Annotated in this window: 19 protein-coding genes, 1 tRNA gene, 1 other RNA gene and 1 pseudogene; 17 read left to right on the top strand and 5 right to left on the bottom strand. The window is 43.7% G+C overall.

The genetic code is table 11. The features are described 5' to 3' along the window. Nucleotides 1-63 precede the first annotated feature (63 nt). A complete protein-coding gene (gene proS / locus F453_RS0101770) occupies nt 64-1,545 on the top strand; it encodes a proline--tRNA ligase (protein ID WP_018966455.1) in 1,482 nt (493 codons plus the stop codon). 377 nt (nt 1,546-1,922) lie between these two features. Here the strand turns inward: proS and F453_RS16000 are convergent. From F453_RS16000 to ffs, 3 genes and pseudogenes are all read right to left on the bottom strand, one after another. Next, nucleotides 1,923-2,114: pseudogene (locus F453_RS16000) on the bottom strand (hypothetical protein). Nucleotides 2,115-2,488: 374 nt separating this feature from the next. After that, nucleotides 2,489-2,562, bottom strand: a tRNA-Thr gene (locus F453_RS0101760). 8 nt (nt 2,563-2,570) lie between these two features. Further along, nucleotides 2,571-2,664, bottom strand: an RNA gene (gene ffs / locus F453_RS14850) — signal recognition particle sRNA small type. Nucleotides 2,665-3,070: 406 nt separating this feature from the next. Between ffs and kdsA the strand changes: the two genes are divergently transcribed. The 11 genes from kdsA (at nt 3,071) to F453_RS0101705 (ending at nt 16,650) form a co-directional block, all read left to right on the top strand. Beyond that, the gene (gene kdsA, locus F453_RS0101755; RefSeq protein WP_262502532.1) at nt 3,071-3,835 is read left to right on the top strand and encodes a 3-deoxy-8-phosphooctulonate synthase; all 765 of its coding nucleotides are present in this window, start codon (nt 3,071-3,073) and stop codon (nt 3,833-3,835) included. Nucleotides 3,836-3,876: 41 nt separating this feature from the next. Next, a complete protein-coding gene (locus tag F453_RS0101750; RefSeq protein WP_018966453.1) occupies nt 3,877-4,863 on the top strand; it encodes a KpsF/GutQ family sugar-phosphate isomerase in 987 nt (328 codons plus the stop codon). 24 nt (nt 4,864-4,887) lie between these two features. Continuing rightward, complete coding sequence (cls, locus tag F453_RS0101745; protein WP_018966452.1) at nt 4,888-6,159, top strand: cardiolipin synthase; 1,272 nt, start codon at nt 4,888-4,890, stop codon at nt 6,157-6,159. A 969-nt stretch (nt 6,160-7,128) separates the two neighbouring features. After that, nucleotides 7,129-8,241, top strand: coding sequence for an HU domain-containing protein (locus F453_RS0101740; RefSeq protein ID WP_018966451.1), 1,113 nt, complete (start codon nt 7,129-7,131; stop codon nt 8,239-8,241). A 45-nt stretch (nt 8,242-8,286) separates the two neighbouring features. Further along, nucleotides 8,287-8,817 carry an FHA domain-containing protein gene (locus tag F453_RS0101735; RefSeq protein ID WP_018966450.1) on the top strand — a complete coding sequence of 177 codons (531 nt, stop codon included), beginning with the start codon at nt 8,287-8,289 and terminating at the stop codon, nt 8,815-8,817. A gap of 154 nt (nt 8,818-8,971) precedes the next feature. Then, nucleotides 8,972-9,682 (top strand): cell division ATP-binding protein FtsE, encoded by a 711-nt coding sequence (locus tag F453_RS0101730; protein WP_009235545.1) that lies wholly within the window; start codon nt 8,972-8,974, stop codon nt 9,680-9,682. 36 nt (nt 9,683-9,718) lie between these two features. Beyond that, nucleotides 9,719-11,038: an aspartate kinase gene (locus F453_RS0101725; RefSeq protein ID WP_025789808.1), complete on the top strand. Its 1,320-nt coding sequence runs from the start codon at nt 9,719-9,721 to the stop codon at nt 11,036-11,038. 130 nt (nt 11,039-11,168) lie between these two features. Further along, entirely contained in the window at nt 11,169-12,332 is a 1,164-nt protein-coding gene (gene lysA / locus F453_RS0101720) for a diaminopimelate decarboxylase (RefSeq protein ID WP_018966448.1), read from the top strand. Between the two features lie 56 nt (nt 12,333-12,388). Then, nucleotides 12,389-13,522, top strand: a complete 1,134-nt coding sequence (locus tag F453_RS0101715; protein ID WP_244869401.1) for a glycosyltransferase — start codon at nt 12,389-12,391, stop codon at nt 13,520-13,522. A gap of 3 nt (nt 13,523-13,525) precedes the next feature. Continuing rightward, nucleotides 13,526-14,650: a glycosyltransferase family protein gene (locus F453_RS0101710; protein ID WP_018966446.1), complete on the top strand. Its 1,125-nt coding sequence runs from the start codon at nt 13,526-13,528 to the stop codon at nt 14,648-14,650. Beyond that, a complete protein-coding gene (locus tag F453_RS0101705) occupies nt 14,650-16,650 on the top strand; it encodes a fructose-bisphosphatase class III (protein WP_018966445.1) in 2,001 nt (666 codons plus the stop codon). The genes F453_RS0101710 and F453_RS0101705 overlap by 1 nt, the downstream gene beginning before the upstream one ends. Before the next feature lie 145 nt (nt 16,651-16,795). Here the strand turns inward: F453_RS0101705 and F453_RS0101700 are convergent, their stop codons facing one another. After that, complete coding sequence (locus F453_RS0101700) at nt 16,796-17,056, bottom strand: SemiSWEET family transporter (RefSeq protein WP_009229416.1); 261 nt, start codon at nt 17,054-17,056, stop codon at nt 16,796-16,798. A gap of 632 nt (nt 17,057-17,688) precedes the next feature. Next, entirely contained in the window at nt 17,689-17,916 is a 228-nt protein-coding gene (locus tag F453_RS15995; protein WP_081619094.1) for a hypothetical protein, read from the bottom strand. A gap of 311 nt (nt 17,917-18,227) precedes the next feature. On the opposite strand from F453_RS15995, the gene F453_RS0101695 reads away from it, so the two are divergent. Genes F453_RS0101695 through F453_RS0101675 form a run of 5 tightly spaced genes read left to right on the top strand, consistent with a single transcriptional unit; the run spans nt 18,228 to nt 25,066 of the window. Continuing rightward, nucleotides 18,228-20,069 (top strand): ABC transporter ATP-binding protein, encoded by a 1,842-nt coding sequence (locus tag F453_RS0101695; protein ID WP_026292408.1) that lies wholly within the window; start codon nt 18,228-18,230, stop codon nt 20,067-20,069. A 30-nt stretch (nt 20,070-20,099) separates the two neighbouring features. Then, nucleotides 20,100-22,082, top strand: a complete 1,983-nt coding sequence (locus F453_RS0101690; protein ID WP_018966442.1) for an LTA synthase family protein — start codon at nt 20,100-20,102, stop codon at nt 22,080-22,082. Nucleotides 22,083-22,084: 2 nt separating this feature from the next. Further along, the gene (locus F453_RS0101685) at nt 22,085-23,059 is read left to right on the top strand and encodes a lysophospholipid acyltransferase family protein (RefSeq protein ID WP_018966441.1); all 975 of its coding nucleotides are present in this window, start codon (nt 22,085-22,087) and stop codon (nt 23,057-23,059) included. A 14-nt stretch (nt 23,060-23,073) separates the two neighbouring features. Then, nucleotides 23,074-23,886: an alpha-1,2-fucosyltransferase gene (locus F453_RS0101680; RefSeq protein WP_018966440.1), complete on the top strand. Its 813-nt coding sequence runs from the start codon at nt 23,074-23,076 to the stop codon at nt 23,884-23,886. Between the two features lies 1 nt (nt 23,887). After that, nucleotides 23,888-25,066 carry a glycosyltransferase gene (locus F453_RS0101675; protein WP_018966439.1) on the top strand — a complete coding sequence of 393 codons (1,179 nt, stop codon included), beginning with the start codon at nt 23,888-23,890 and terminating at the stop codon, nt 25,064-25,066. Nucleotides 25,067-25,137 lie beyond the last annotated feature (71 nt).

Here is a 25,137-nt window from a genome sequence, read left to right as displayed (position 1 = left end):
ATTTTGCGCTTTAAGCATTTTAACGTAACTTTGTAGGCTGAAAAGAAACAACACAAAAGATAAATGGCAATAGAATTAAAAGATTTAACCAAGCGTGCCGACAATTATAGTCAGTGGTTTAACGACTTGGTTGTGAAAGCCGACTTGGCGGAACAGTCCGCCGTGAGAGGATGTATGGTTATCAAACCCTATGGTTATGCCATCTGGGAAAAGATGCAACAACAGCTTGACCGTATGTTTAAGGAGACGGGAGCACAAAACGCCTACTTCCCACTCTTGATTCCAAAGTCGTTCTTCTCGCGTGAAGCCGAACATGTAAAAGGCTTTGCCAAAGAATGCGCCGTAGTTACACACTACCGACTTCGTTCTTCCGAAGATGGAAACAGCGTTGAAGTAGACCCTTCGGCAAAACTCGAAGAAGAGCTTATCATACGTCCCACATCCGAGACAATCATCTGGAACACGTATAAAAACTGGATACAATCATGGCGCGACTTGCCCTTGATGTGCAACCAATGGTGCAATGTTATGCGTTGGGAGATGCGTACGCGTCCCTTCCTCCGCACTTCCGAGTTCCTCTGGCAAGAGGGACACACGGCCCATGCCACTCGTGAAGAGGCCGAAGAAGAAGCAAAAAAGATGCTAGACGTATATGCTAAGTTTGCCCAAGAATGGATGGCTGTACCCGTTGTCTGCGGTGTTAAGAGCGAAACCGAACGCTTTGCCGGTGCATTAGAAACCTATACCATCGAGGCTATGATGCAAGATGGAAAAGCTTTGCAAAGCGGTACGAGCCATTTCCTTGGTCAAAACTTCGCTAAATCGTTCGATGTGACTTTCCTCAACAAAGAAAACAAACCCGAATATGTTTGGGCAACGAGCTGGGGAGTAAGCACTAGACTTATTGGAGCATTGATAATGACTCACTCGGACGATAATGGTTTGGTGCTTCCGCCAAGACTTGCTCCCATACAAGTGGTTGTTATTCCTATTGGTAAGGGCGACGAACAGATGAAAGCCATTGCCGATAAGTTGCAGCCGGTTATCGAACAGCTGCGCAAAGTAGGTGTAACGGTGAAATACGACGATTCGGACAACAAGCGTCCTGGCTTTAAATATGCCGATTATGAGCTAAAAGGCATCCCTGTTCGTATTGTTATGGGTGGACGCGATCTAGAAAATAACACGGTAGAAATTATGCGTCGTGACACCTTGGAGAAAGAAACTATCGGTTTCGAGGGCTTGGCCGAACACATTGTTTCAGTTCTCGACGATATGCAGAACAACATATACAAGAAGGCATTAGACTATCGTGACACCCACATTTACGAATGTAACGACTACGAAGAGTTTAAGCAGCGCGTTAAAGATGGTGGTTTCTTCCTATGCCATTGGGATGGAACAGAAGAAACGGAAGCACGCATTAAGGAAGAAACACAAGCTACAATTAGGTGCGTTCCCTTCGGTTTCGAACAGACTGAAGGCGTTGACATGGTGAGCGGAAAACCTGCTAAGCACCGTGTTATCATAGCACGTAGCTATTAAAAATGTGTGTTTGGAATCCTCATTTGGTTTTCCAAATCGTGCAAACACCACATTAACGAACAGAATATTGAGCATTTATTCGGGTTAGACCAGCGTTTTGGTCTAACCCGTTTTCGTTTATTGGCAGGGTTTGAGACAACCTTCCCCCGTCATTCTAACAAAAATTACGCGAGTTCTAGATAAGAGATGTTTGCTATGTCAACCGTCTCATAGCGCTAGTTGGCGAGACTGCTATTCGTTTTCTATCTAATCTTGCTCAAGAAAACATCGTATCTTATCCCGAATTCACGTAACGTTTGATACTAGCTTGGCACCATCTAGGCGGTTTATTCCACAGCCTATCACCGACACCAATTCACCCTTCCTGCCTTTAAACGTCATCTTTCACTCCTCACCCGATAAGCTCGTGTAGTGAGTTTTTTCAGCTCTCGCCTTGTTACAGCTAAGTTGGACTCCTGTTCCAGCTAAGTTGGAATAGGGTTCCAATTCAACTGGAACAGCATTCCAGATAACATGGAACAGCCGTCCAAAGCATGTTTAACACGGCTGTTAATGTAATAATGCATCATCGGGGCTTATAAGACACATTTCTGGAACGATGAAAATGCGAACGACGAAATGGCTAATTGGCGAGTTGGGGATAAGAAGCCATGCCCCCTGAACAAGATTGGACAGGCAAAGAAATGGCTATCTTTCCAACTAACGCCAAGCGACAGAAGGCATATCGGTAGTGCTTTATCACGAACTCGCGTAAAAAAATGCCTTGCGGCCAAAATCAAATTAGAGCGCAAAAACAACTTTAATGTAAACAAAAGTTTTTGAGGTGTATATTTGTATATTTGAACGAGTAGTCGGAAAAAGCAAGATTGCTGTCCGTATCTCTGCGCTTTGGGAAATGTTAGTGCAAAAAAAAAGAAGTGTCGATAACGACACTTCTTCATTGAGCCTCTTGTCGGATTCGAACCAACGACCTCAAGATTACAAATCATGCGCTCTGACCAGCTGAGCTAAAGAGGCAGGGTGGGTAAGCTACTTACATCGCGCCGCTACAACCAACTACCTTTGCTACGTTCCCGTCCTGGAGGGTTTCGAAGGGAGCTGGCCGTGCAAGACTTACCCGTTTTGCGGTGCAAAGGTAATACTTTTCTGTTAAAGACAAAACAATAAGCTTTGTTTTATACACATTTTAACAATAAAAGGCCTCTTCGCAAGAATTGAGTAGGGGCATTGTCATATAAACAAGTATTTTGGCCATCCTTGTTGATTAAGTTTCCAATGCTATCTCTTTGCACGCAGGAAAGCAAGCCTTTCGTCTGTCAATGCTAGTGAAGAGTGGGGGATATTAGGCTTCGTTATCGTACATTTCGATGTTCTTTGTTCGGTCTTTTACTCAAAAAGTGGACATAAAGGCCTGCATAATACTTTTTTTATTGTACCTTTGCGTGTACAATAAACATAACAAACAGTCAAGCCCGCGACGCATTCTCCACGGCAAGAACGTGGTTGCACGGGTAAAAGCACATTCATTGGACAAAATATGAAAACAACATTTATCGCTGGGCCATGTGTCATCGAAAGCCAAGAACTGTTGTACACGGTTGCCGAAAAGCTGGTGGAGATAAACCAAAAGTTGAAAGTGGACATCATTTTTAAGGCCTCTTTCGACAAGGCAAACCGCACGTCTATCAGTTCTTTTCGTGGACCTGGACTTGAACGAGGACTTGAAATGTTGGCCAATGTAAAGTCGAAATACGGATTAAAATTGCTTACTGATATTCACGAAAGCCATCAGGCCGAGGCTGTAGGACAGGTTGTAGACGTATTGCAAATACCTGCTTTCTTGTGTAGGCAGACCGATTTGCTGGTTGCAGCAGCCAAAACAGGCAAGATAGTGAATATAAAGAAAGCCCAATTTCTGAGTGGCCCCGATATGAAATACCCTGTAGAGAAGGCTAAAGAGGCTGGCGCGACTGAGGTTTGGCTTACCGAGCGAGGCAATACTTTCGGCTATAACAACCTCGTTGTTGACTTCCGAAACATTCCCGACATGAAAGAGATTGTGCCAACGGTTATCATGGATTGTACACATAGTGTGCAACGACCTGGCGCTATGGGTGGAAAGACAGGTGGCGACCGCCGATTTGTGCCCGCAATGGCTCTTGCCGCAAAGGCTTTCGGCGCAACGGGCTACTTCTTTGAAGTACACCCTAACCCTGACAAAGGATTGAGCGATGGCCCCAATATGCTTGAACTAGACAAGCTTGAAGGCCTGATAGCAAACCTATTATAATAAGTACGCAACACGAGAACATACACGGAGAATAAACACTTATGTCAACATTGGCAACAGATACGATAGAAAACAGGCTCAAAAACGTGAGGGCATACGCCTCGCAATGCCTGAAAGACGAAGCGCAATCGCTGCTCGATCTCATCCCGCAACTAGATCATCACTTCGATAAAGCTGTGGAAATGATGTTCAATTGTAAGGGCAAAGTGATTGTTACGGGTGTAGGAAAGAGCGGAAACATTGGTGCAAAGATTGCAGCAACGCTTTCTAGCACAGGCACTCCCGCCTTTTTTATCAATCCTCTAGACGTATATCACGGTGATTTAGGTGTGATGACGGCCGACGATGTGGTGCTGGCACTTAGTAATTCGGGACAAACCGACGAGCTATTACGTTTTATTCCCGCAATCTTGCATCGTGGTGTGCCACTCATTGGCATGAGTCGCAACCCCAATTCGTTGTTAGCTAAATATAGTGTTGCCCATATTACGGTGAAAGTGGACAAGGAAGCGTGCCCCTTGAACTTGGCTCCGACAAGCAGCACCACAGCCGCATTGGCCATGGGAGATGCCTTAGCAGTGGCCTTGATGCAGGTGCGTAACTTCAAACCCACAGACTTCGCCCGATTTCATCCTGGTGGTGAACTCGGTAAACGACTCCTTACTACAGCTGCCGACGTGATGCGGGTTGACGATTTGCCCGTTATCCCACGTCAAATGCATCTTGGCGACGCCATCATCCACGTAAGTAAAGGCAAGCTAGGGCTTGGTGTGTCGGTAGAAGACGGTAAGATTGTGGGCCTGATTACTGATGGCGACATTCGTAGGGCCATGGAGAAGTGGCAGGCGGAGTTCTTTAACAAGACTGTAAACGACATCATGACCACCAACCCCAAGATAGTGTCGCCAACTACAAAAATTGCCGACATTCAACAAATCATGCAAAAATACAAAATCCACACGGTGCTTGTGGCGGACGAAGACGCAAGGCTAGTAGGCATTGTAGACCATTACCGCTGTATGCTGTAAGGTCTCTGCAACACTTTAAGAATTATGATTGAACCATCGAGAATACGCTCGTTCCTCATATCGCTCCTTATACCGCTGACGGCTTTTTCGCAAGGTAGCGACTCGCTTATCGTGCAACAGATGCGCGATGAGGGTGTTAAGTTCTCCCATAACAACTCGGTGGTGCTGCTCACCACGGGTCAAGAGAAGTTCGACGACATGTTTTCGGCCATTTCGAGGGCACAACACAGCGTGCACTTAGAATACTTCAACTTTCGAAACGACTCCATTGCCGATCGACTTTTCGAACTACTTGTAGAAAAAGCGAACGAAGGTGTGAAAGTACGCGCCTTGTTCGACGGATTTGGAAACGATTCGAACAACCGTCCATTGAAGAAAAACCACCTGCGAACCTTGCGCGAAAGAGGTATTGAAATCTTCGAGTTCGACCCCGTTCAGTTTCCTTGGGTAAACCACGTTTTTCATCGCGACCACCGTAAGATAGTTGTCATCGATGGTAATGTGGCCTATACTGGCGGTATGAATGTGGCCGACTATTACATTAAAGGCACTGAAGTGGTTGGCAGTTGGCGTGATATGCACTGCCGGATAGAAGGTCAGGAGGTGAACACTTTGCAGGCTATCTTCCTTAAAATGTGGAATAAGGTGGCTAAACAAAACGTGTATGGAGCGGAATATTACAGAGGAAACGACAAGTTGGGATACTTTGATAACCTTAAGCCCGACACTTGCCAAACGGCAGGAAAGAAAATGGTGGGCATCTTAAACCGTGAACCGCGAACATCAAATAAGATTATCCGCAGCTTCTATACCAAAGCCATCAACGATAGTCGGGACAGCATTAAGCTTATCAACCCATACCTAACGTTGAACAGAGCTTTGAAGAAGGCCTTGAGAAATGCTGTTAAACGTGGGGTAAAGGTAGAAATAATGGTATCAACCCATAGCGACATACCTTTAACACCCGATTGTGTTTTCTACAATGTTCATAAGCTAATGAAGCGTGGTGTGACAGTCTGGATGTACGAGCCAGGCTTCCATCACACCAAGGTAATTATGGTAGACGGCAAATTTTGCACTGTGGGCAGTGCCAATCTTAATGCTCGCAGCCTGCGTTTCGATTACGAAGATAATGCCGTTATTATAGATAAGGAAACTACGCAACAGTTGTCTGACTTGTTTGACAAGGATAAAGCCGACTGTTTTAAGCTGACACCCGAGTCATGGAACAAGTTTAGAACCCCTTGGCAGAAGTTCGTTGGCTGGTTTGCTCACCTGTTGTCGCCTTGGCTATAACAAGTGTTTGCAACAATATCTTTATTGATGCAGGGCACAGGTTCTCTGTTACAGACTTAGATGTGTAAGGATTTCTCGTTGTGCAAATAGCCTAGTAACTTCGCGTCTGTTATTCTATCGATTGCTGGTTTTCGCATAATTGTAACCCATTCTCTAGTGTCCGCTTGCGTACACAGCCCTTTGTAGTGCCCCTACAAGTCGTTTGTACTGGCGCTACAAGTCGTTTGTAGTGTGACTACAACTTGTTTGTAGTGTCACTACAGCTTGCTTGTAGTCACGCTACAAGCTTTTTGTATGACACTGTTAGTTTGTCGGGCGTTTTTCATTAACATTAAAAGTGCGTCTTCAACACGGTTCTTTTGTCGTGGGATAGTAGGTATAAAGGAAGAAATTGTGCTTGATTTTACTCCATATTTGGTTCGCTGTTAAGTCTTTATTGAGCATTAGAGCAACTTAATTGGTGTGTTTTCATATTCTTGTCAATTCGACTTCTTAATGTAAGTAATAAATATTCACAAATTAACAGGTGGTATATGTTATTCGAGAAGCAATAAATAATGGTAATTAGTAGTGCTAATGAACAGGATAATACGTGTGAATAGCTACATCGGTGATTTTAAAGAGATTTGTGTTTGCATGCAATTAATCTTTCAATTGACTAAAAGATATTGCGCTGAAATAGCTTGTATTTATGAATTTATCCGTTAAATTCACCTCTTTGTTACCAAGTTCCATTGGTCGATTCTGTTTCAATCAAAGGTATACTTCTATTTGAGCGTACAACATTCTGACTTTGTTTCGTGTAAGCGTGATAACCACTTATTCATGGCTTGCGTAAAGCTTACCGAAAAACATTTACATCTTTTTGGTGATAACAGAGTTAAATTATCATTATATATTAGTAAAATATTATTCAAAATATAACGTCGTGGGTTGGGATTATGGTGGAAAAGTCGTAACTTTGCAATCGTGATTGAACTACATAGACATATCGAAATCTTACTGCTGGATAACGACTGCGTCATCATTCCCGAATTTGGGGGATTTATGGCGCATCATGTTGAAGCAAGATACGACGACGGAGACCATACATTCTTACCGCCGTCGCGAACACTTGGGTTCAATCGCCAACTTCGTTTAAATGACTCTTTGCTTGCGCAATCTTATGTTGAAGCATACGATTTAAGCTATCCCGAGGCCCTCACGCGCATTGGTGACGAGGTGGAAGAAATGCGTCAGCACTTGCACAACGAAGGTTTTTACGAATTGAACGACCTAGGTGTGTTGTATTATGCCGATAATGGAACGTACACTTTTGAACCTTGCGAAGCAGGAATTCTTACTCCATCGCTTTATGGGCTGAACTCTATTGACATCTTACGTCTGTCCACTTTGGAAACTTTGAGTGTGGAGCATAGCGCAGAGTTGGTTGTTAAGGAGCAAGAAAAGGATGTTGCTAAGAGCACACAACGCGAAATGAAACCTCTTCTTCTTGAAATGGACGAGACGGCCAAGTCACTCTCCAATGGTGTAGAAGAAGATTCGGAAGATACAGAAACAAATAATGACAACCTTATCATTCCTGTTACGTGGCTTAGAAACGCTGTTGCCGTATGCGTGGCGGTTGTAGCTTTCTTGCTTTTCCCTTCTACCGTAACCGAAGGAGAAGTGAACACGGTTTCGCATAGCATGGTAGATACAGGCCTGCTTACCACCGTGATGCCCAAAGAAATGATAAAAGGGCACGAGAATATAGCTGAAATAAAGGCTCCTATACCAGCCGTTGCTAAGTCTGCGACAAAGAGTCGCGAACAAATAAAGCCCACCAACGACGTTAAGGCTAACGAACCGTTCTATTGCTTGGTACTGGCCAGTAAGATAACGAAGCGTAATGCCAACCGTTATGTGCAAATATTGAAAGACAAAGGTTACAATGAAGCTGAGACCTTGATTGACGACAAGGACGTAAAGGTTATATACGGCAGGTACGAAACAATGAACGAAGCCTATTTAGCTTTCAACAAGTTGCATAAGAAAGCCGACTTCAAGGATTGTTGGGTAATGCGCAATAAGACACGTTAATACACGTTGCGCCACGCATTTAAGAACTAAACACACAAGCAAAGCATGAAGAGAGTAAGATGTCCAAAATGCGACAATTACACCACTTTCGATGAAACACGATATCAAGAAGGGCAATCGCTCTTTTTTCAATGTCACAATTGCGGCAAAGAGTTCGGCATACGTATCGGCGTATCTAAACTGCATAATCGCCAGAAAGAAACCAACCCCGACGAATTAGACGAAAACGACCACTGCGGAACATTGACCGTTATCGAGAATGTGTTTCATTACAAGCAGGTTTTGCCTCTTCGCATGGGTCGAAATGTTATCGGACGCTACATGAAAGGCAGCGGAATAAACTGCCCCATCGAAACAAATGACCCTAGCATAGATATGAATCACTGCGCAATAGAAGTAAGTCGCGACAAGCGAGGGCGTTTAAAATATGTATTAAGCGATGGTCCTAGCTACACTGGAACATTCGTTGACAACGAAATTTTGGGCGATCGAGAACGCCGAGTGCTTGAAGATGGATCGTTATTTACTATCGGAGCAACCAGCATCATTTTGCGCACACAAAACGAAAAGGACTAACCAGTCCTTTTTTTGTTTTCTAGCGTTCGTGGTCAATTCATCCCATTTTATTTCAATTTTGTTGAATTAATCGCAAGAAAATCATTAACTTTGCACTGCTTGTACCATGTAGGCAACGGTACAGGTTATATGTCTCATAACAAAATGATGGCCAATGCTCATAGAATATAAAAATGTAAATGTTTACCAAGACGACCGCGAAGTGTTGCGTGGCGTTGATTTTCACGTAGATGAAGGTGAATTCATCTACATTATTGGTAAAGTGGGATCGGGAAAGAGTTCTTTTCTCAAAACAACTTATTGTGAACTGGACATAGATGAAGAAGATGCGGACACGGCCAAGGTGTTGGGAAGGAACCTAATGACCTTACGCCGACGTGAAGTACCTGCATTAAGGAAGGAAATGGGTGTGATATTCCAAGACTTCCAGTTGCTTCACGACCGCAGCGTATGGGAAAACCTACAGTTTGTGCTTAAGTCTACGGGATGGAAAGACAAAGATGAACGCGCAGAACGTATCGAGAAAGTTTTGGCCGACGTAGGTATGAGCGACAAAAAGCACAATATGCCTTACGAACTTTCAGGTGGCGAGCAGCAGCGTATTGCCATTGCGCGAGCCATTTTAAATAATCCGAAGGTGATTATAGCCGACGAACCCACAGGAAATCTCGACCTCGAAACGGCCAGCAACATTGTTGCTCTGCTTCGCGATATCACGCAAAGCGGAACTGCTGTTGTGATGTCTACCCACAACCTGTCGATGCTCAGTAAGTATCCTGGCATCGTATATCGTTGTGCCGATGGTAGAATGAAAGAGATTACCGACGAATATAGCAAGATAGACCTCTCTGAGGACGAAGAATAGAACGAATACTTACACTTACTTTTAGCTTACATGGGTATGAAAGTGATGAAATTTGGAGGCACATCTGTTGGCTCTCCCGACCGCATGAAGAATGTGGTGTCGCTCATAACAGCATCGGGCGAGCCCACCTTTATTGTGCTCTCGGCAATGTCTGGCACAACCAATTCACTTGTGGAGGTGGCCGACTATCTCTATAAGAAGAACCCCGAAGGGGCAAACGAGGTTATCAACAACTTGGAAAAAAAATACGCCAAGCACGTTGATGAACTGCTTTCCACAGCTACATATAGGGATAAGACGCGCTCCTTTCTCACCGAAGAGTTCAATTACCTTCGTTCGTTCACCAAAGACCTCTTTACTAGCTTTGAAGAAAAGACCATCGTGGCACAAGGCGAGGTGATAAGTACCAACATGTTGGTTAACTACTTGCAGGAGATTGGTGTGAAGGCTGTGTTGCTTAATGCCTTGGATTTCATGCGAACCGATAAGAATAACGAGCCCGATATGGCCTTTATTCGGGAGAATTTAACCCGACTGATGGACGAAAATCAAGGTTATCAAATATACATTACGCAAGGATTTATCTGTAAGAATGCTTACGGAGAGACTGATAACCTGCTGCGTGGAGGTTCTGATTATACGGCTTCGCTTGTGGGAGCAGCTCTTCCTGCCGATGAAATTCAGATATGGACAGACATCGATGGCATGCACAACAATGATCCGCGTGTGGTAGATAAGACCGAAGCTGTTAGACAGTTGAACTTCGAAGAAGCTGCCGAGTTGGCTTATTTCGGAGCAAAGATATTACATCCTACGTGTGTACAGCCCGCCAAATATGCGGGTATTCCTGTGCGTTTGAAAAATACAATGGACCCTGATGCCGAAGGAACAATCATCAACAACGATGTGTTGCATGGCAAAATCAAGGCCATTGCCGCCAAAGAAAAAATTACGGCCATCAAAATAAAGTCTAGTCGCATGTTGCTTGCTACGGGTTTCTTGCGCAAGGTGTTCGAGATATTCGAGAGCTATCAAACACCTATCGACATGATTGTTACTTCCGAAGTGGGCGTATCGATGAGTATCGACAACGATTCGCACTTGAACGAAATCGTAGACGAATTGAAAAAATACGGCACTGTTACCGTAGATACGGACATGTGTATTGTCTGCGTAGTGGGCGACTTGGATTGGAACAACGTGGGATTTGAGACTTTGGTGACAGATGCGATGAAAAATATCCCTGTGAGGATGATTTCGTACGGTGGTTCCAACTACAATATATCCTTCCTTATTAAAGAAGAAGACAAGCAACGGGCACTACAAAGCCTTAGCGACACGCTTTTTAAAGCCTGACAATGCGGGTAGGGGCGTCAGTGATTGTCAATCGCTAAAGATGCGATAGGTCGCGATGGAGCAGAAGCGCTGCACCAAATTTCGCCCAACCCATAATTGTTTAACCCTCTTGGTTGTAAATTCATTAACGATGATTAGTTTACCTACACGCAGTTTCGAAAATCTGCCAACACCTTTTTACTATTACGATGAAGGCTTGTTGCGTGCCACGCTCGATGCACTGAACGAGCAAGTGGCTCGCCATCCTAACTTTATCGTGCATTATGCGACAAAGGCAAATGCCAACTTGCGTATTCTTCAGATAATAAAAGAAGCAGGGCTGGGAGTAGATTGTGTTAGCGGCGGCGAAATAGAAACGGCACTTCGTGCTGGCTTTAAAGCCGATAATATTGTTTTTGCTGGTGTAGGTAAGAGCGACTGGGAGATTAAGCTGGCCTTAGAAAGCAATATCTTTTGCTTCAATGTGGAAAGCCTACAAGAGTTGGAAGTGATTGAACAGCTTTGTAACGAGATGAACCAACAGGCTAATGTGTGCCTGCGTGTCAACCCTAATGTTAATGCCCATACACATAAGAATATAACAACAGGCTTGGCCGAAAACAAGTTTGGTATTCCTGTAGACAGTGTTTGGGAGGCCATCGAAAAGATACAGGCAATGAAACACGTACGTTTTATAGGCTTGCACTTTCATATTGGGTCACAAATCGTTAATTTGAACGACTTTCGCGAACTCTGCACAAGCGTGAATAGTTTGTTAGAGCTTCTGAAACAACATAATATCGAGCCCGAGCATATTAACGTGGGGGGCGGACTAGGTATCGATTACGACAACCCAACATCCCATCCCATCCCCGATTTTAAGGCATATTTCGACATGTACGCTCAGCATTTGCAGCTTAATGAAAGGCAAAAAGTGCATTTCGAGTTGGGCAGGTCGCTTGTCGGACAATGCGGTTATCTGGTTTCGCGTGTTCTATATGTCAAACAAGGACAAAGCAAGCGTTTCCTTATACTTGATGCAGGGATGAACGATTTGTTACGTCCAGCCCTATATCATGCCAAACATCAGATCGTGAATCTATCGAACCCGTCGGCCACGAGTGAAGTTTACGATGTAGTAGGGCCTGTTTGCGAGTCGAGCGATGTTTTTAGTCGCGATGTGCTTTTGCCCCAAAGCCATCGTGGCGACTTAATGGCGATTTGCTCGGCAGGTGCATACGGCGAGGCGATGGCATCGCAATACAACTGTCGCCAACTTCCTAAGAGTTATCTAAGTGACGATTTCAATATTTAAATCTTACCCTTATGGTCCTAACCTTGTACATTGATACGATAACGATAATCTGCTGTGTGTCGTTAATTGTACTCTTTTTTATCTCAATGTTCTGCAACCCTTTCTTACGGGGCAGACGTTTGAAGAAGTCGGCTTTGAGAGCAGCCGATGTGGAAGTTGATACCACCGATGCTTCCGCGACTCCCATCTCGATTGTCATACCAATATTGGAAGACGCGCCTGAACTTGCTTCTACCGTGGAAACCGTTCTGCAACAAGAGTATGCCGCACCATTTCGTGTGATTCTTGTTGCCGACAGAGGTAACGCTTTGGTTGAACGTTTGTCGGCCGAACACAAACAAGACAAGCACTTGTATTGTACCTTCGTGCCCAATTCTTCGCGCTATATGAGTCGTAAGAAATTAACGCTTACACTTGGTATTAAAGCATCTGAAACCGATTGGGTGGTGATTTTGGAACCCACTTGTACGCCCCTGTCAACCAGATGGCTTGCTGCGTTAGCTCCCTGCCTAACCGACGAAAACCATTTGGTTGTTGGTTATACTGGCTTCGAAGAAGATACCAAGACCTCTTGGCGTTTCCAGCAGTTCCGTTCCAGCTTCTATATACTTACTCGAACACTGCATGGCAGACCTTATCGCCATGCAAACGGACTTGTTGCCATAAGAAAATCCGACTTCATGCAACGTGATGGGTTTTCCGGAAACCTCAATTTGTTGCGTGGAGAATATGATTTCTTGGTAAATAAGTTTGGCGATGATACTGGTACCGCACTGGCATTGCACCCCGATACCCATACTCAGACAAAGGCTCCCACAGGAAAAGACTGGCGAAACATGCAGCTTTTCTTCTGGGAAACACGTAAATATCTGGAGGGAGGATGGTTTGGCAGGTTCTTATTCAACCTCGACAACTTCATGCTATACCTCAATTATATGGTAGCTGTCGCTTGTTTGGTCTACGGATTGATCGAAGATCGGAAATTCATCATTTTGTTGGCGTCGGCCAATCTTTTGCTCACCATGTCGTTGCGCATACTATTTGCACGCAGGGCAATAAAAGTTTTCGATGCCAACATACCTGCATGGCGAGTTATTGGTTTTGAACTGATGGTACCTTGGCGTAAAATGAAATCGTATTTCAGGTACATCAAGACCGACAAATACGAATTTACAAGTCACAAACTTTAGCCTATGAACGTGTTGGTATACATATCAAGAGGGGTATCAGATGTTGACAAACAATATCTGACGGCACTTTTTGGCCTTTTGGATACCGACCTTAATATAACGGTCACGCAAGAAGTGCCCTCGTGGCAACACGATTTCTCCCTTTTTCATATCATTGGCTGTTGGGATGCCAAGGCACTATACCTGTATAGTATGGCAGTACGGACACATACGCCAGTGGTCTTATCACCCTTTGGCGACCTCAATCCGTGGCGTGTAAGCAATCTTCCGCGAGTAAAACGCATGCTAATGCACATACCTGTACAACGAATGTTGCGTGGAGTAGGGGTTATTCATGTTTGCGGACAACTTGAAAGCGACACGCTGAAGGCCATCAACACTAATGCCAATATTGTGCGAATAGACAATCCGCGCATTAGTAAGGGCATCGACATGACAGATATGGCCAAGCAATTTCAACGCATGTACCATAAGACACTTAACACCTGGCCTGCCACGATGCTTACCATGGCAGACCTAGAGCTGGTCGGTTCGCTGGTACTCGCAGGTGTTGATGTTGAGATGTTCACACTAATGGACCTGCATGCTGAAACTATCGAGGCTTTATCCACCTCCCATTGGCGTTTCGTATTAATGTATGCCGCCCAGGAACGTGTGCTAGACTTGTTGAGAAAAGGGCTAGAGAAATTGCAAACAGACACCCCTTCGACCGACCTTTCTAGTTTCGAAGCCTTCAATTTCGACCCTATTCCAGAAGATGACACCTCCACCGAGGACGAAGAGCAGAATGCCGAGGATGAGCATGAGGAAGAAACACCCAACCAGGACAATGATCCCACGATAAAAAACATAATCGACAACGTACGCTCTTTACACGACTCTCTCTCTAAAGACACAGCTCACTTGCAACTATTAGTAAACCTGTATGCCAGTCTAAGGCTCACCGACTACGATGAACAGGTGCTAGTTCAAGCGCTGATCAAAGCGCGTCTGCTCCAATTCTTCAGACGTGCGGAGAGTGTTATGCATCATTTGTTTAAGCTTCCCGAAGGGTTTATGCCCATACTTCCGCTCAACGACAAGCGCGCTGCATGGTTAACCAGCAAGATAACTAAGGTATACAATTAATGAAAAAGAAGAAATACGAAATAGAACGCGACCTGCGCTACCTCACACTTTTGGCCCAATCATTTCCAACAGTGGCCGAGGCAAGCACTGAAATTATCAACCTTCAGGCCATACTCAACCTACCCAAGGGCACGGAGCACTTTCTAGCCGACCTGCATGGTGAGTACGAGGCTTTCCAGCATGTGCTTAAAAATGCGTCGGGGAACATCAAGCGTAAGGTGAACGACATCTTTGGTACTACGTTACGTGAAACGGAAAAGCGTGAATTGTGTACCTTAATATATTATCCAGAGCAGAAACTGGAATTGATAAAGGAAACAGAAACCGACATTAACGACTGGTATCACATCACCATTCACCAACTTGTGAGTGTGTGTAGAGATGTTTCGAGCAAGTATACTCGGTCCAAGGTGCGTAAATCCTTACCAAGCGATTTCAAATATATCATTCAAGAGTTGCTGCACGAGCGCGTAGACGATTCCAACAAGGCTGCCTACGTGAATGTAATCATAGAAACCATTATCAGCACAGGACGTGCCGACGACTTTATCGTGGCCATCTGCAATGTTATTCAGCGACTAGCTATCGACCAATTGCACATCCTTGGCGACATATACGATCGTGGACCAGGGGCTCATGTCATAATGGACACCATGGAACGTTATCACAGTTGGGACATACAATGGGGTAATCACGACATGCTTTGGATGGGAGCGGCTGCCGGGAACGTAGCTTGCATCTGCAACGTGATACGCCTTTCGCTGCGTTATGCCAACCTTACCACCCTTGAAGATGGCTATGGCATCAATCTCGTACCACTTGCCACCTTCGCAATGGAAACCTATGGCGACACAGCTTGCAAGGAATTCGTGCCAAAAAGCAGTGGTGAATCGATGAGACTCGATGAGAAGACCATGCGTCTTACCGCCTTAATGCATAAAGCCATTGCCGTAATACAATTTAAAGTAGAATCTCAGCTCTTTGAAAAACATCCCCATTGGCACATGGAAGATAGGGCCTTGCTGCGGCATATCAACTATACGAAAGGCACCATTACGCTAGATGGACAGGAATATGAGCTTACCAGCAATGAGTTTCCTACGATAGACCCGGCCAACCCACTAGAACTAACGCCCGACGAGAAAATGTTGGCTAAGCGTCTGCGCCATTCGTTTAAGGTGAGCGAGAAACTTCAACGCCACGTGCGTTTGCTTTTACAGCATGGATGCATGTATGCCATCTACAACAACAACCTGCTTTTCCATGCCTCTGTACCCCTAAACGACGACGGATCACTGAAAGAAGTGGAAGTGTTGCCTGGTCAACTGCTCTCAGGACGCATGCTTTTGCACAACATTGGTATGCTTGTTCGCACCGCTTATCAGAAAGATGCCGAGCCAGATGAACGCGAATATGCCGTAGATTACTTCCTTTATCTATGGTGCGGACCAAACTCACCGCTATTCGATAAATCAAAAATGGCGACCTTTGAACGTTATTTTATTGCCGATAAAGCCACTCACAAGGAGAAAAAAGGCAACTATTTCACGCTGCGCGACGATGAGAACATTGTTGATAACATACTAGATGCCTTCGGCGTAAAGGGAGATAATAGGCACATCATTAACGGACATGTACCTGTACACGTTGTCAACGGTGAAAATCCTATAAAGGCCAACGGGAAACTAATGGTTATCGATGGTGGCTTTTCTGAGGCTTATCACAAGGAAACGGGAATTGCCGGCTACACATTGGTATATCATAGTCGTGGATTTCAACTTGTTCAGCACGAGCCTTTCACTAGTGCCATGGATGCCATTCGTACCGGACAAGACATTAAAAGCACTACGCAAATCATCGAAATGTCGTCACACAGAATGCTGGTAGCCGATACCGACAAAGGTGCTGAACTGAATAAGCAAGTTGCCGACCTAGAAGAACTGCTCTATGCTTACAGACACGGCATAATAAAAGAGGAAGAACGAAAGAAGAAAGAATAAGGGCATTACCCGATAAATCTTAGAGAACGAGAAATACGTTCAAATGATGGAGTCGCGCTCAATTAAGCGTGACTCCATTATTTTATATTCGCCTTGGAGGCTTATAAGAGTATTATAACTACTTAAATCGGCTAAGTTGAACGACTTATAGTGCCGTAAACGCAGCGAAAAAACCGAAAATAACCCCTGGAGAATTGGCTAATACCAAGGGAAGATCGCGTTTCTCTTTAAACAAACCATAACAAACCCACAACGTACAGTTAATGCCCGCCATGAAAGGTTGAATAAATGAGCCTTTGTTGCCGTTCAAATTCTCCTGTATTTGCGGAAAGTAAAACACGTACATAAGGATGGAGGTACACATGCCAACCCATCCCACATAACCAAAAAACTTTTCTTTCTTCATCTCTAATAATCTATTGTTGAACGTGCAAAAGTACTTTATTCCTTTCAAGAACAAGCAAAAGTCGCCTTTTATGTGATAAACTTTAACGCAGGTTTGCACTTGTAGTAGCTAAATTAAAGTGCTAGATACATTGCGATTATACTGCATGTAGTTTCTTTGCAACCACATATTGTCTTCTTATTGAATCTCGCTTGAAAGGCAACAAGAGAGCTTTAAACCAACACCTAGTAAGACCTAGGCCTACATTCTTTATCTCCTTGTTTTGTTAGACATCAAATGGAAACCCTTTACAGACAACATGGAACAATGTTACAGTTAATATGGATGCTTGTTACATCTTATATGCATCAGGTGTACATATTAACTGTATCACAATGGAAACTTTAAAAGCACTGCTTTAAAGCTTTCAATATAGATAACGCTTCTTTGTCATCAAGAGGGTATTGCATGAAGTCCTACGGGAGTTCGGGATAAAATACAATCGTTATGTCGAGTATCGAATGGCACTAGTTGGTGAGGTAACCAGTCGTATTTTTTCTAATCTTGCTCAAGAAAGCATCGTATCTTATCCCGAATTCACGTAACGTTTGATACCAACTTGGCACAATCTAGGCGGTTCGTTCCACAACCTATCACCACCAACAACTCACCTTTCCACCCTCCAAACACCATCGTTCACGCCTCGCCCGATAAGCTCTTGTAGTGAGTTTTTTAACTTCCCGTGTTGTTACAGCTAATATGGAATGCTGTTCCAGATAAGTTGGAACAGTGTTCCAATTCAACTGGAACAGCATTCCAGATAACATGGAACAGTCGTCCAAAACATATATAACACGGCGGTTAATGTAATAATGCATCATCAGGGCTTAGAAAGCGTAATTTCAGGGCTATGAATTTCTTTATTAGTCTGCTAATTATTGCAACTTGTACTTAATAGGAAATGGAATTGAAACACATACCGACTTGTCTATGTCTAGAAACAAAGTAAACTAAGAAGATTGTCGAAGGACATGGTACGATTTTGTCATAAATAATGCTTGTTATTGCAGCACAGTTGCCAGACATAATGAAAAACAATCATAAAGAAGTTGTAAAAGCGCGTAATTTGCATTACCTTTGCATATCGAAATACATTATACAGCATTCCTCGCGGTGCGTTTTTATCCTAGTTATGAAAGAATTTTTACGAGTATTGCGTCGCTTTGTGCCGCCATATAAAAAATATTTAGCCTTATCCGTGGTGTTCAACATCTTGTCAGCGATATTGAACATCTTCTCGTTCGCAACACTCATACCCATATTAAACATACTTTTTAAAACTAGCGAGGCTGCAAAACCTGTGCCGTATATGGCTTGGGGTAGTGCTGAAAACATTGGTCAACTTGTCGATGTTATCGTAAACAATCTTAACTATTACATTCAGCGGATGATTGTGGAGTGGGGGGCAACAACCACCCTGCTTGTCGTGGGCCTACTGTTGGCTTTCATGACCATGCTCAAAACCCTTTCATACTTCTTGTCGTCGGCAGCCATCATACCCATACGAACAGGTGTTGTGCGCGACATTCGTAACCAAATGTATTGCAAAATAACGTCGCTTTCACTGGGTTTCTTCTCTGAAGAGCGCAAGGGCGACCTCATTGCGCGCATGAGTGGCGACGTGCAAGAGATTGAAGGCTCTATCATGTCATCGCTCGACATGCTGTTTAAGAACCCAATACTTATCCTAACCTATTTCATCACGCTCGTTATCGTGTCGTGGCAGTTAACGCTTTTCACCCTTGTTTTCGTGCCGATATTCGGTTGGTTTATGGGTTATGTAGGCCGAAAGCTTAAACAAAACTCCATCAAGGCGCAGTCGTTGTGGAGCGACACCATGAGTCAGGTGGAAGAAACACTGGGTGGATTGCGCATTATCAAGGCCTTCTGTGCTGAAGAGAAGATGAATGTACGGTTCGACAAGGTAAATAGTGCCTACCGAAACGATATCATGAAGGTAAACATTCGCCAGCAATTGGCACATCCCATGAGTGAGTTTCTAGGCACGGTGATGATTGTTATCGTGCTATGGTTTGGTGGAATACTGGTTTTGAACAATCAGGTGATGCAAGGACCCACCTTTATTTACTATCTTGTGATGCTCTATTCTATCATCAATCCGCTGAAAGATTTCTCGCGTGCAGGCTATAACATCCCCAAGGGACTGGCCTCAATGGAACGTGTAGACAAGATTTTAAAGGCCGAGATAGACATCAAGGAGAAAGAAAACCCTGTGCACATAGCTAACTTCGAGCACCAAATTGAGTTTAGAGACGTATCGTTTAGGTACGGCGAACAATGGGTATTGCGCCACATCAACCTAATCATACGCAAGGGACAAAGTGTGGCTTTGGTGGGACAAAGTGGTTCGGGAAAGTCTACGTTGGTAGATCTTATACCACGCTACTATGATGTACAGGAGGGCGAAGTGCTTATCGACGGCATCAATGTGAAAGATTTGGGTGTGCACGACTTGCGTCAACTTATCGGCAACGTGAACCAAGAGGCCATATTGTTTAACGATTCGTTTTACAACAACATCACTTTCGGTGTAGATAACGCTTCTATGCATGATGTGGAAGAGGCAGCACGCATTGCCAATGCATACGATTTCATCATGGAAACGGAACATGGGTTTGACACAAACATTGGCGATAGGGGTGGCAGACTTTCGGGTGGACAGCGCCAGCGTGTAAGTATTGCTCGTGCGGTGCTTAAAAATCCACCTATACTTATACTCGATGAAGCAACGAGCGCATTGGATACGGAGAGCGAACGACTGGTGCAAGACGCCCTTGAAAGACTGATGAAGACACGTACTACGGTGGCCATTGCCCATAGGCTGTCGACAATCAAGAATGCTGACGAAATATGCGTGTTACACGAAGGGCGCATCGTTGAACGTGGAACACACGAAGAACTGCTGGCCATAGATGGTTATTATCGTAAGTTGAACGATATGCAGTCGCTCTGATACTACACCTATATAATAAGGTATATAAAGATGAAAAAACATGATTATAACATAATGCGAAGTCCATTGGCGCCATTTATGGCATTGCTGGCCAATCTACTTTTGGCTTTTGGTTTGTATATTGTGGCGCGAATAGAATTCTTGTTTGAGAATTACAATTATTTCTGTGCCGTTATATCGCCTGCCCGCCTCTGGCGACTGTTCTACGGTGGCTATATGTTCGACCGTTCTGCCATTATCTATACCAATGCGTTGTATATCGTGATGATGCTTTTCCCTTTGTGGTTAAAAGAGACTCCGCTGTATCATAAGATATGCAAGTGGGTATTTGTGTTGGTCAATTCTATCACGTTGATCATCAATCTGGGCGACTCTGTTTATTTCCCTTATACCCTTCGACGTACAACAACAAGCGTTTTCAGCGAATTTAAGAATGAAAATAACCTTGGAGACGTGTTTTGGGGTGAACTTTTGGAACATTGGTACTTGGTGTTGCTGGCTGCGGGATTGATTTTCCTGATGTGGAAGCTATATGTTACCCCCAAGGTACAGGCTTCGCAATACGCATCAGCTAAGCAGCGTGTAGCTTATAGCGGAATACAGCTATTGATGTTGGCAGTCATCACCCCCTTTGGCGTTGCAGCCTGTCGGGGCGGTTTAGACTCGGCCATTAGGCCAATAACCATCAGTAATGCCAATGAATACGTTGAACGGCCCACAGAATGCGCACTGGTGCTGAACACACCGTTTGCACTTATTAGGACCATTGGTAAGAGCGTATTCACTGTTCCTGAGTATTTCAAGTCGCAAGAAGAATTGGAAAAGGTGTTTACACCCATTCATAACATTCATAAGCCTTCAGCTTTATCTGCGCTGGATGCTAAAAATGTGGTGATATTGATTGTAGAAAGCTTCGGCAGAGAATACATAGGTGCACTGAACAAAGAATTGGAGGACGGCAACTATAAAGGTTATACCCCCAATGTGGATAAACTTATAGAACAAAGTGTTACCTACAAGTATTCGTATTGCAATGGACGCAAGAGTATAGACGGCATGCCTTCTGTGCTCTGTGGAATTCCAATGTTTGTCGAACCATTTGTACTTTCTCCGCAATCCATGAACACTTACACCGGTTTGGCTGGTATCTTAAGTAACGAAGGCTATAACACGGCCTTTTTCCATGGGGCTAATCGAGGGAGTATGGGCTTCTTGGCTTTTGCAAAGAAAACAGGATTTAAGGAATATTACGGACGAGAAGACTACGTTGCCGATCCGCGTTTTGGTGGTGATGCCGACTTTGACGGTCATTGGGGAATTTGGGATGAACCATTTTTGCAATACTATTGCGCAAAGATGAGCGAGATGAAACAACCTTTCATGACGACAGTATTCACCGTATCTTCACATACGCCTTATGTCATTCCCGAAAAGTATAAGGATGTATACCCTGAAGAAGGACTGATAATGCACAAGTGCATCAGATATACCGACATGGCCATAGGTAAGTTCTTCGAGAGCGCACGCAAACAACCTTGGTTTAAGAATACTATTTTTGTACTAACAAGCGACCACACCAACCTGAGCGACCACGCTCAATACCAAACTGATATAGGTGGATTTTGCTCGCCTATCATTATCTATGATCCCAGCGGCGAAATAGAACCAGGCATGCGCGATGGTATCGCTCAGCAGATAGACATCTTACCCACTGTGCTCAGTATATTGGATTATAGTAAGCCCTTCCTTTCTTTCGGGTGCGACTTGATGACAACACCGATGGAGGAAACGTATGCCGTAAACTACCTTAACGGTATTTACCAATATGTGAAGTATGGATATGTGTTGCAATTCGATGGTAAACAAACAAAGGCTGTATATGCACTAGACGACCTCTTGATGAAACATAATCTCAAAGGGAAGGTGAAACAGCAAACGCAGATGGAACGTGAGGTTAAGGCCATCATTCAGCAATACATGTTTAGGATGGTTAACGATAAATTAATGCCTTGAGAATGAAGAATCTTATCAGTTTCATCGCCTACTATCTGTTGTATACGGTTTGGTATGTCTTCTCGCTCTTGCCTTTCCGCGTGCTGTACGTAATATCCGACTTCTTATATCTGGTTACATATTATGTTGTAAAATACCGACGTTGCGTTATTCGGCAGAACATCAAGAGCTCTTTTCCTGAGAAGTCGGATATTGAGCTTCGAACGATAGAGAAGGGTTTTTATCATTGGTTTTGCGACTACTTGGTGGAAACGATTAAACTGATGACCATGAGTAAGCGGCAGTTGATGGAACATCTCGTGTTTACGGGGGTAGATGTTATTGATCACTATGTGGCTCAGGGACGTTCGTGCGGTGTTTATTTAGGCCATTATGGCCAGTGGGAGTGGATAACTTCACTACCTTATTGGATAAGCGACAAGGGCCTGTGTACGCAAATTTATCATCCTCTAGAAAACAAACGCTTCGACAGTCTTTTTAAGAAGGTGAGGGAAAAGCAAGGTGCACGTTGTATTGCTATGGCAGAAACCTTGCGACGCGTAGTGGCTTACCAACAACAGAAACAACCCATCGTGATGGGTTACATATCAGACCAAGTGCCATTTTGGAACAATATCCATCACTGGTTTTATTTCCTTAACCATGATACACCAGTATTGACGGGAACGGAAAAGGTTATAAAAGCAACTAATCAGGTGGTTTTCTATTGTGATGTGTCACGAACTAAGCGTGGATATTATCGCTGCGACATGCAAATGATAACCGATCAACCCAAAGAGAGGGCAGACTTTGAACTGACTGATATCTATTTTGAGAAGTTGCAACACACCATTCGCCGAGATCCTGCCCTTTATCTATGGAGCCATAACCGTTGGAAAAGAACACGGGAGGAGTTTAACCTACGATATGACGAGGCCACAGGCAGGGTGGATCTAGGTAACATTGAAGATATTAAACGTCGGAAACAGATACAATAAAAATAACAAATAATATGATATTTGTCAAAGGATATGGGCAGATGTGCAATAATATTCTTCAATATGCACACGCTTATGCTTTCGGTAGAGAGAATGGAATTAAGGTCGTTGCAATGCGCTTCTGTTATAAGTACAGATATTTTACCCTTTGCAATGAAGCAATACATCGTCCCTTGACCTACATCATTGTCAAGCTTCTTATTAAGTTACACATCATAAATTGTCTGAGATTCGATCATTATGATGTTTCATCAGATTATATTCATGAACTTCAAACGAGCAAGATAATAGCCTTAGAGGATTGGTTTTTTAGACAACCGCAACTTTTTATGAAGTATCAAAACGAGATAAGGCAAAAGTTTGGCTTTAAGCCAAATGTTGTAAGCCGACAGAAGGTATGGATGCACAACATAGGAAACAATGGAGCAATAAGGCTAGGGGTACATATTCGCCGTGGAGATTATGCCCGTTTTATGGACGGGAAATATTTTTTTACAGATGAAGTGTACGCAGCTCGTATTGAAGACTTCATCAATATGCATCGATCAACTCCAATACAGGTGTTTATTTGCACGAACGATTCGAAACTTTCTGTTGACAAGTTCAAGCAAATGCTGAATAAAGAAGAGATATATCTCTCACATGGTAACCCTGCGGAAGATCTATATATGCTGTCTGAATGCCAATATATCATTGGCCCTAAAAGTACCTTTTCCCTGGTGGCCTCTTTCTATAATAACGCACATTTGTATTGGATGGAGGACAAAGAGGATCGATTAACGACAGATAGTTTTAAATATTTTGAAGAACTCTTCATGAGCGTTTAAGATGGAACAGAAGCGAATATTGTTTTTGTTGAGTCGTTTTCTCGATGGCGGAATCGACTCGGTTTTGGTTGAGTATCTGTCGTATCTAGCGGCACAACCTCATTGTCTGATTACGTTGGCCATTGGTATGAACTATCGTGAGTTGGAAGTTTATAGCCATCGAATTCCTTCTAACGTGCAGATTGTATATCTTGTTAATAGTCCATTGCTAACCACTTGGAGAAAACGTAAACTCTCCAGACCACTTCCGTTTTATGTGAAGGCATTTGACGAGCTGTTACTCAACCCTATACGTAGGAAGATGATGTTACGTAAAATCGGCAAGTTAGCTGCCCAGTCTGATGTTATTATCGACTTTGATTGTTGCGCTCACTCGTTTATAAAGAACATATCAAAGCCTAAAATCGGATTTTTTCATTTCTCAATTAAACAAGTTCTCCAAGGGAATGTGCAGCGAATTCGTCGCATGGAAAGAACAATCACATGTTACAACAAATTTGTTACCATTTCCAAAGCTATGCGCCAAGAAGCTTTGGAACTATTTCCCGACATGCGAGATCGGTTTGAAATGATATACAATGGCATTGACTTAAACGAACTGCAAAGTAAAGCGATGGCTCAAACGGATAATACACTCATTAACGAGCCATACATATTGAGCGTTAGCAGACTTGAAGAAAGTCAGAAAGACGTTTCTACACTCCTGCGTGCTTACGCAACTTTTCGTTCACATTATGCACATACAGAACAACTAATTATCATTGGTAAAGGTAAATCAGAGCAACAATTACGCGACTTGGCTGAGCAACTAGGAATATCTAATAGTGTTCATTTCCTTGGGTTCTGTGCTAATCCATATCCTTGGATTAGTAGATGCAAGTTATATGTGCAAAGTTCGAAGTTCGAAGGATTACCTACCACATTAATAGAAGCATTGCTTTTAGATAAGGATATAGTGGCAACCGATTGCCCAACAGGTCCAAGAGAGATTCTTAATGCTGGCGAGGCAGGTCTCCTTACACCCGTAGGTGACGTTGAAAAAATGGCTGCGGCTATGCACGATGCCCTATGCAACGAGTCGGCAAGACAACACCTTGCCGATGGAAGACGGGTGCATAAGGGGCAATTTACAATGGAGAAGGCGGGTAGGACGCTTTTAGAACTGATAGAAAGGACATAAGGTGGATTGAGGATTTATTTTCCCTATACAATGTTTTTGAAACACATGTAGCGTTATACTCTAAAAATATC

This window comes from Hoylesella loescheii DSM 19665 = JCM 12249 = ATCC 15930 (assembly GCF_000378085.1).
Taxonomy (GTDB): Bacteria; Bacteroidota; Bacteroidia; order Bacteroidales; family Bacteroidaceae; genus Prevotella; species Prevotella loescheii.
This window is presented reverse-complemented; position numbering and strand designations above follow the sequence as displayed.

Excerpts from the sequence above, each read along its gene's own strand:
- F453_RS0101705 (WP_018966445.1), top strand. The coding sequence starts at position 14,650 with ATGAAAAAGAAGAAATACGAAATAGAACGCGACCTGCGCTACCTCACA.
- F453_RS0101710 (WP_018966446.1), top strand. The coding sequence starts at position 13,526 with ATGAACGTGTTGGTATACATATCAAGAGGGGTATCAGATGTTGACAAA.
- F453_RS0101700 (WP_009229416.1), bottom strand. The coding sequence starts at position 17,056 with ATGAAGAAAGAAAAGTTTTTTGGTTATGTGGGATGGGTTGGCATGTGT.
- lysA (WP_018966448.1), top strand. The coding sequence starts at position 11,169 with ATGATTAGTTTACCTACACGCAGTTTCGAAAATCTGCCAACACCTTTT.
- F453_RS0101735 (WP_018966450.1), top strand. The coding sequence starts at position 8,287 with ATGAAGAGAGTAAGATGTCCAAAATGCGACAATTACACCACTTTCGAT.
- F453_RS0101750 (WP_018966453.1), top strand. The coding sequence starts at position 3,877 with ATGTCAACATTGGCAACAGATACGATAGAAAACAGGCTCAAAAACGTG.
- F453_RS0101690 (WP_018966442.1), top strand. The coding sequence starts at position 20,100 with ATGAAAAAACATGATTATAACATAATGCGAAGTCCATTGGCGCCATTT.
- F453_RS0101730 (WP_009235545.1), top strand. The coding sequence starts at position 8,972 with ATGCTCATAGAATATAAAAATGTAAATGTTTACCAAGACGACCGCGAA.
- cls (WP_018966452.1), top strand. The coding sequence starts at position 4,888 with ATGATTGAACCATCGAGAATACGCTCGTTCCTCATATCGCTCCTTATA.
- F453_RS0101695 (WP_026292408.1), top strand. The coding sequence starts at position 18,228 with ATGAAAGAATTTTTACGAGTATTGCGTCGCTTTGTGCCGCCATATAAA.
- F453_RS0101675 (WP_018966439.1), top strand. The coding sequence starts at position 23,888 with ATGGAACAGAAGCGAATATTGTTTTTGTTGAGTCGTTTTCTCGATGGC.
- F453_RS0101725 (WP_025789808.1), top strand. The coding sequence starts at position 9,719 with ATGAAAGTGATGAAATTTGGAGGCACATCTGTTGGCTCTCCCGACCGC.
- F453_RS0101685 (WP_018966441.1), top strand. The coding sequence starts at position 22,085 with ATGAAGAATCTTATCAGTTTCATCGCCTACTATCTGTTGTATACGGTT.
- F453_RS15995 (WP_081619094.1), bottom strand. The coding sequence starts at position 17,916 with ATGATGCATTATTACATTAACCGCCGTGTTATATATGTTTTGGACGAC.
- proS (WP_018966455.1), top strand. The coding sequence starts at position 64 with ATGGCAATAGAATTAAAAGATTTAACCAAGCGTGCCGACAATTATAGT.
- F453_RS0101680 (WP_018966440.1), top strand. The coding sequence starts at position 23,074 with ATGATATTTGTCAAAGGATATGGGCAGATGTGCAATAATATTCTTCAA.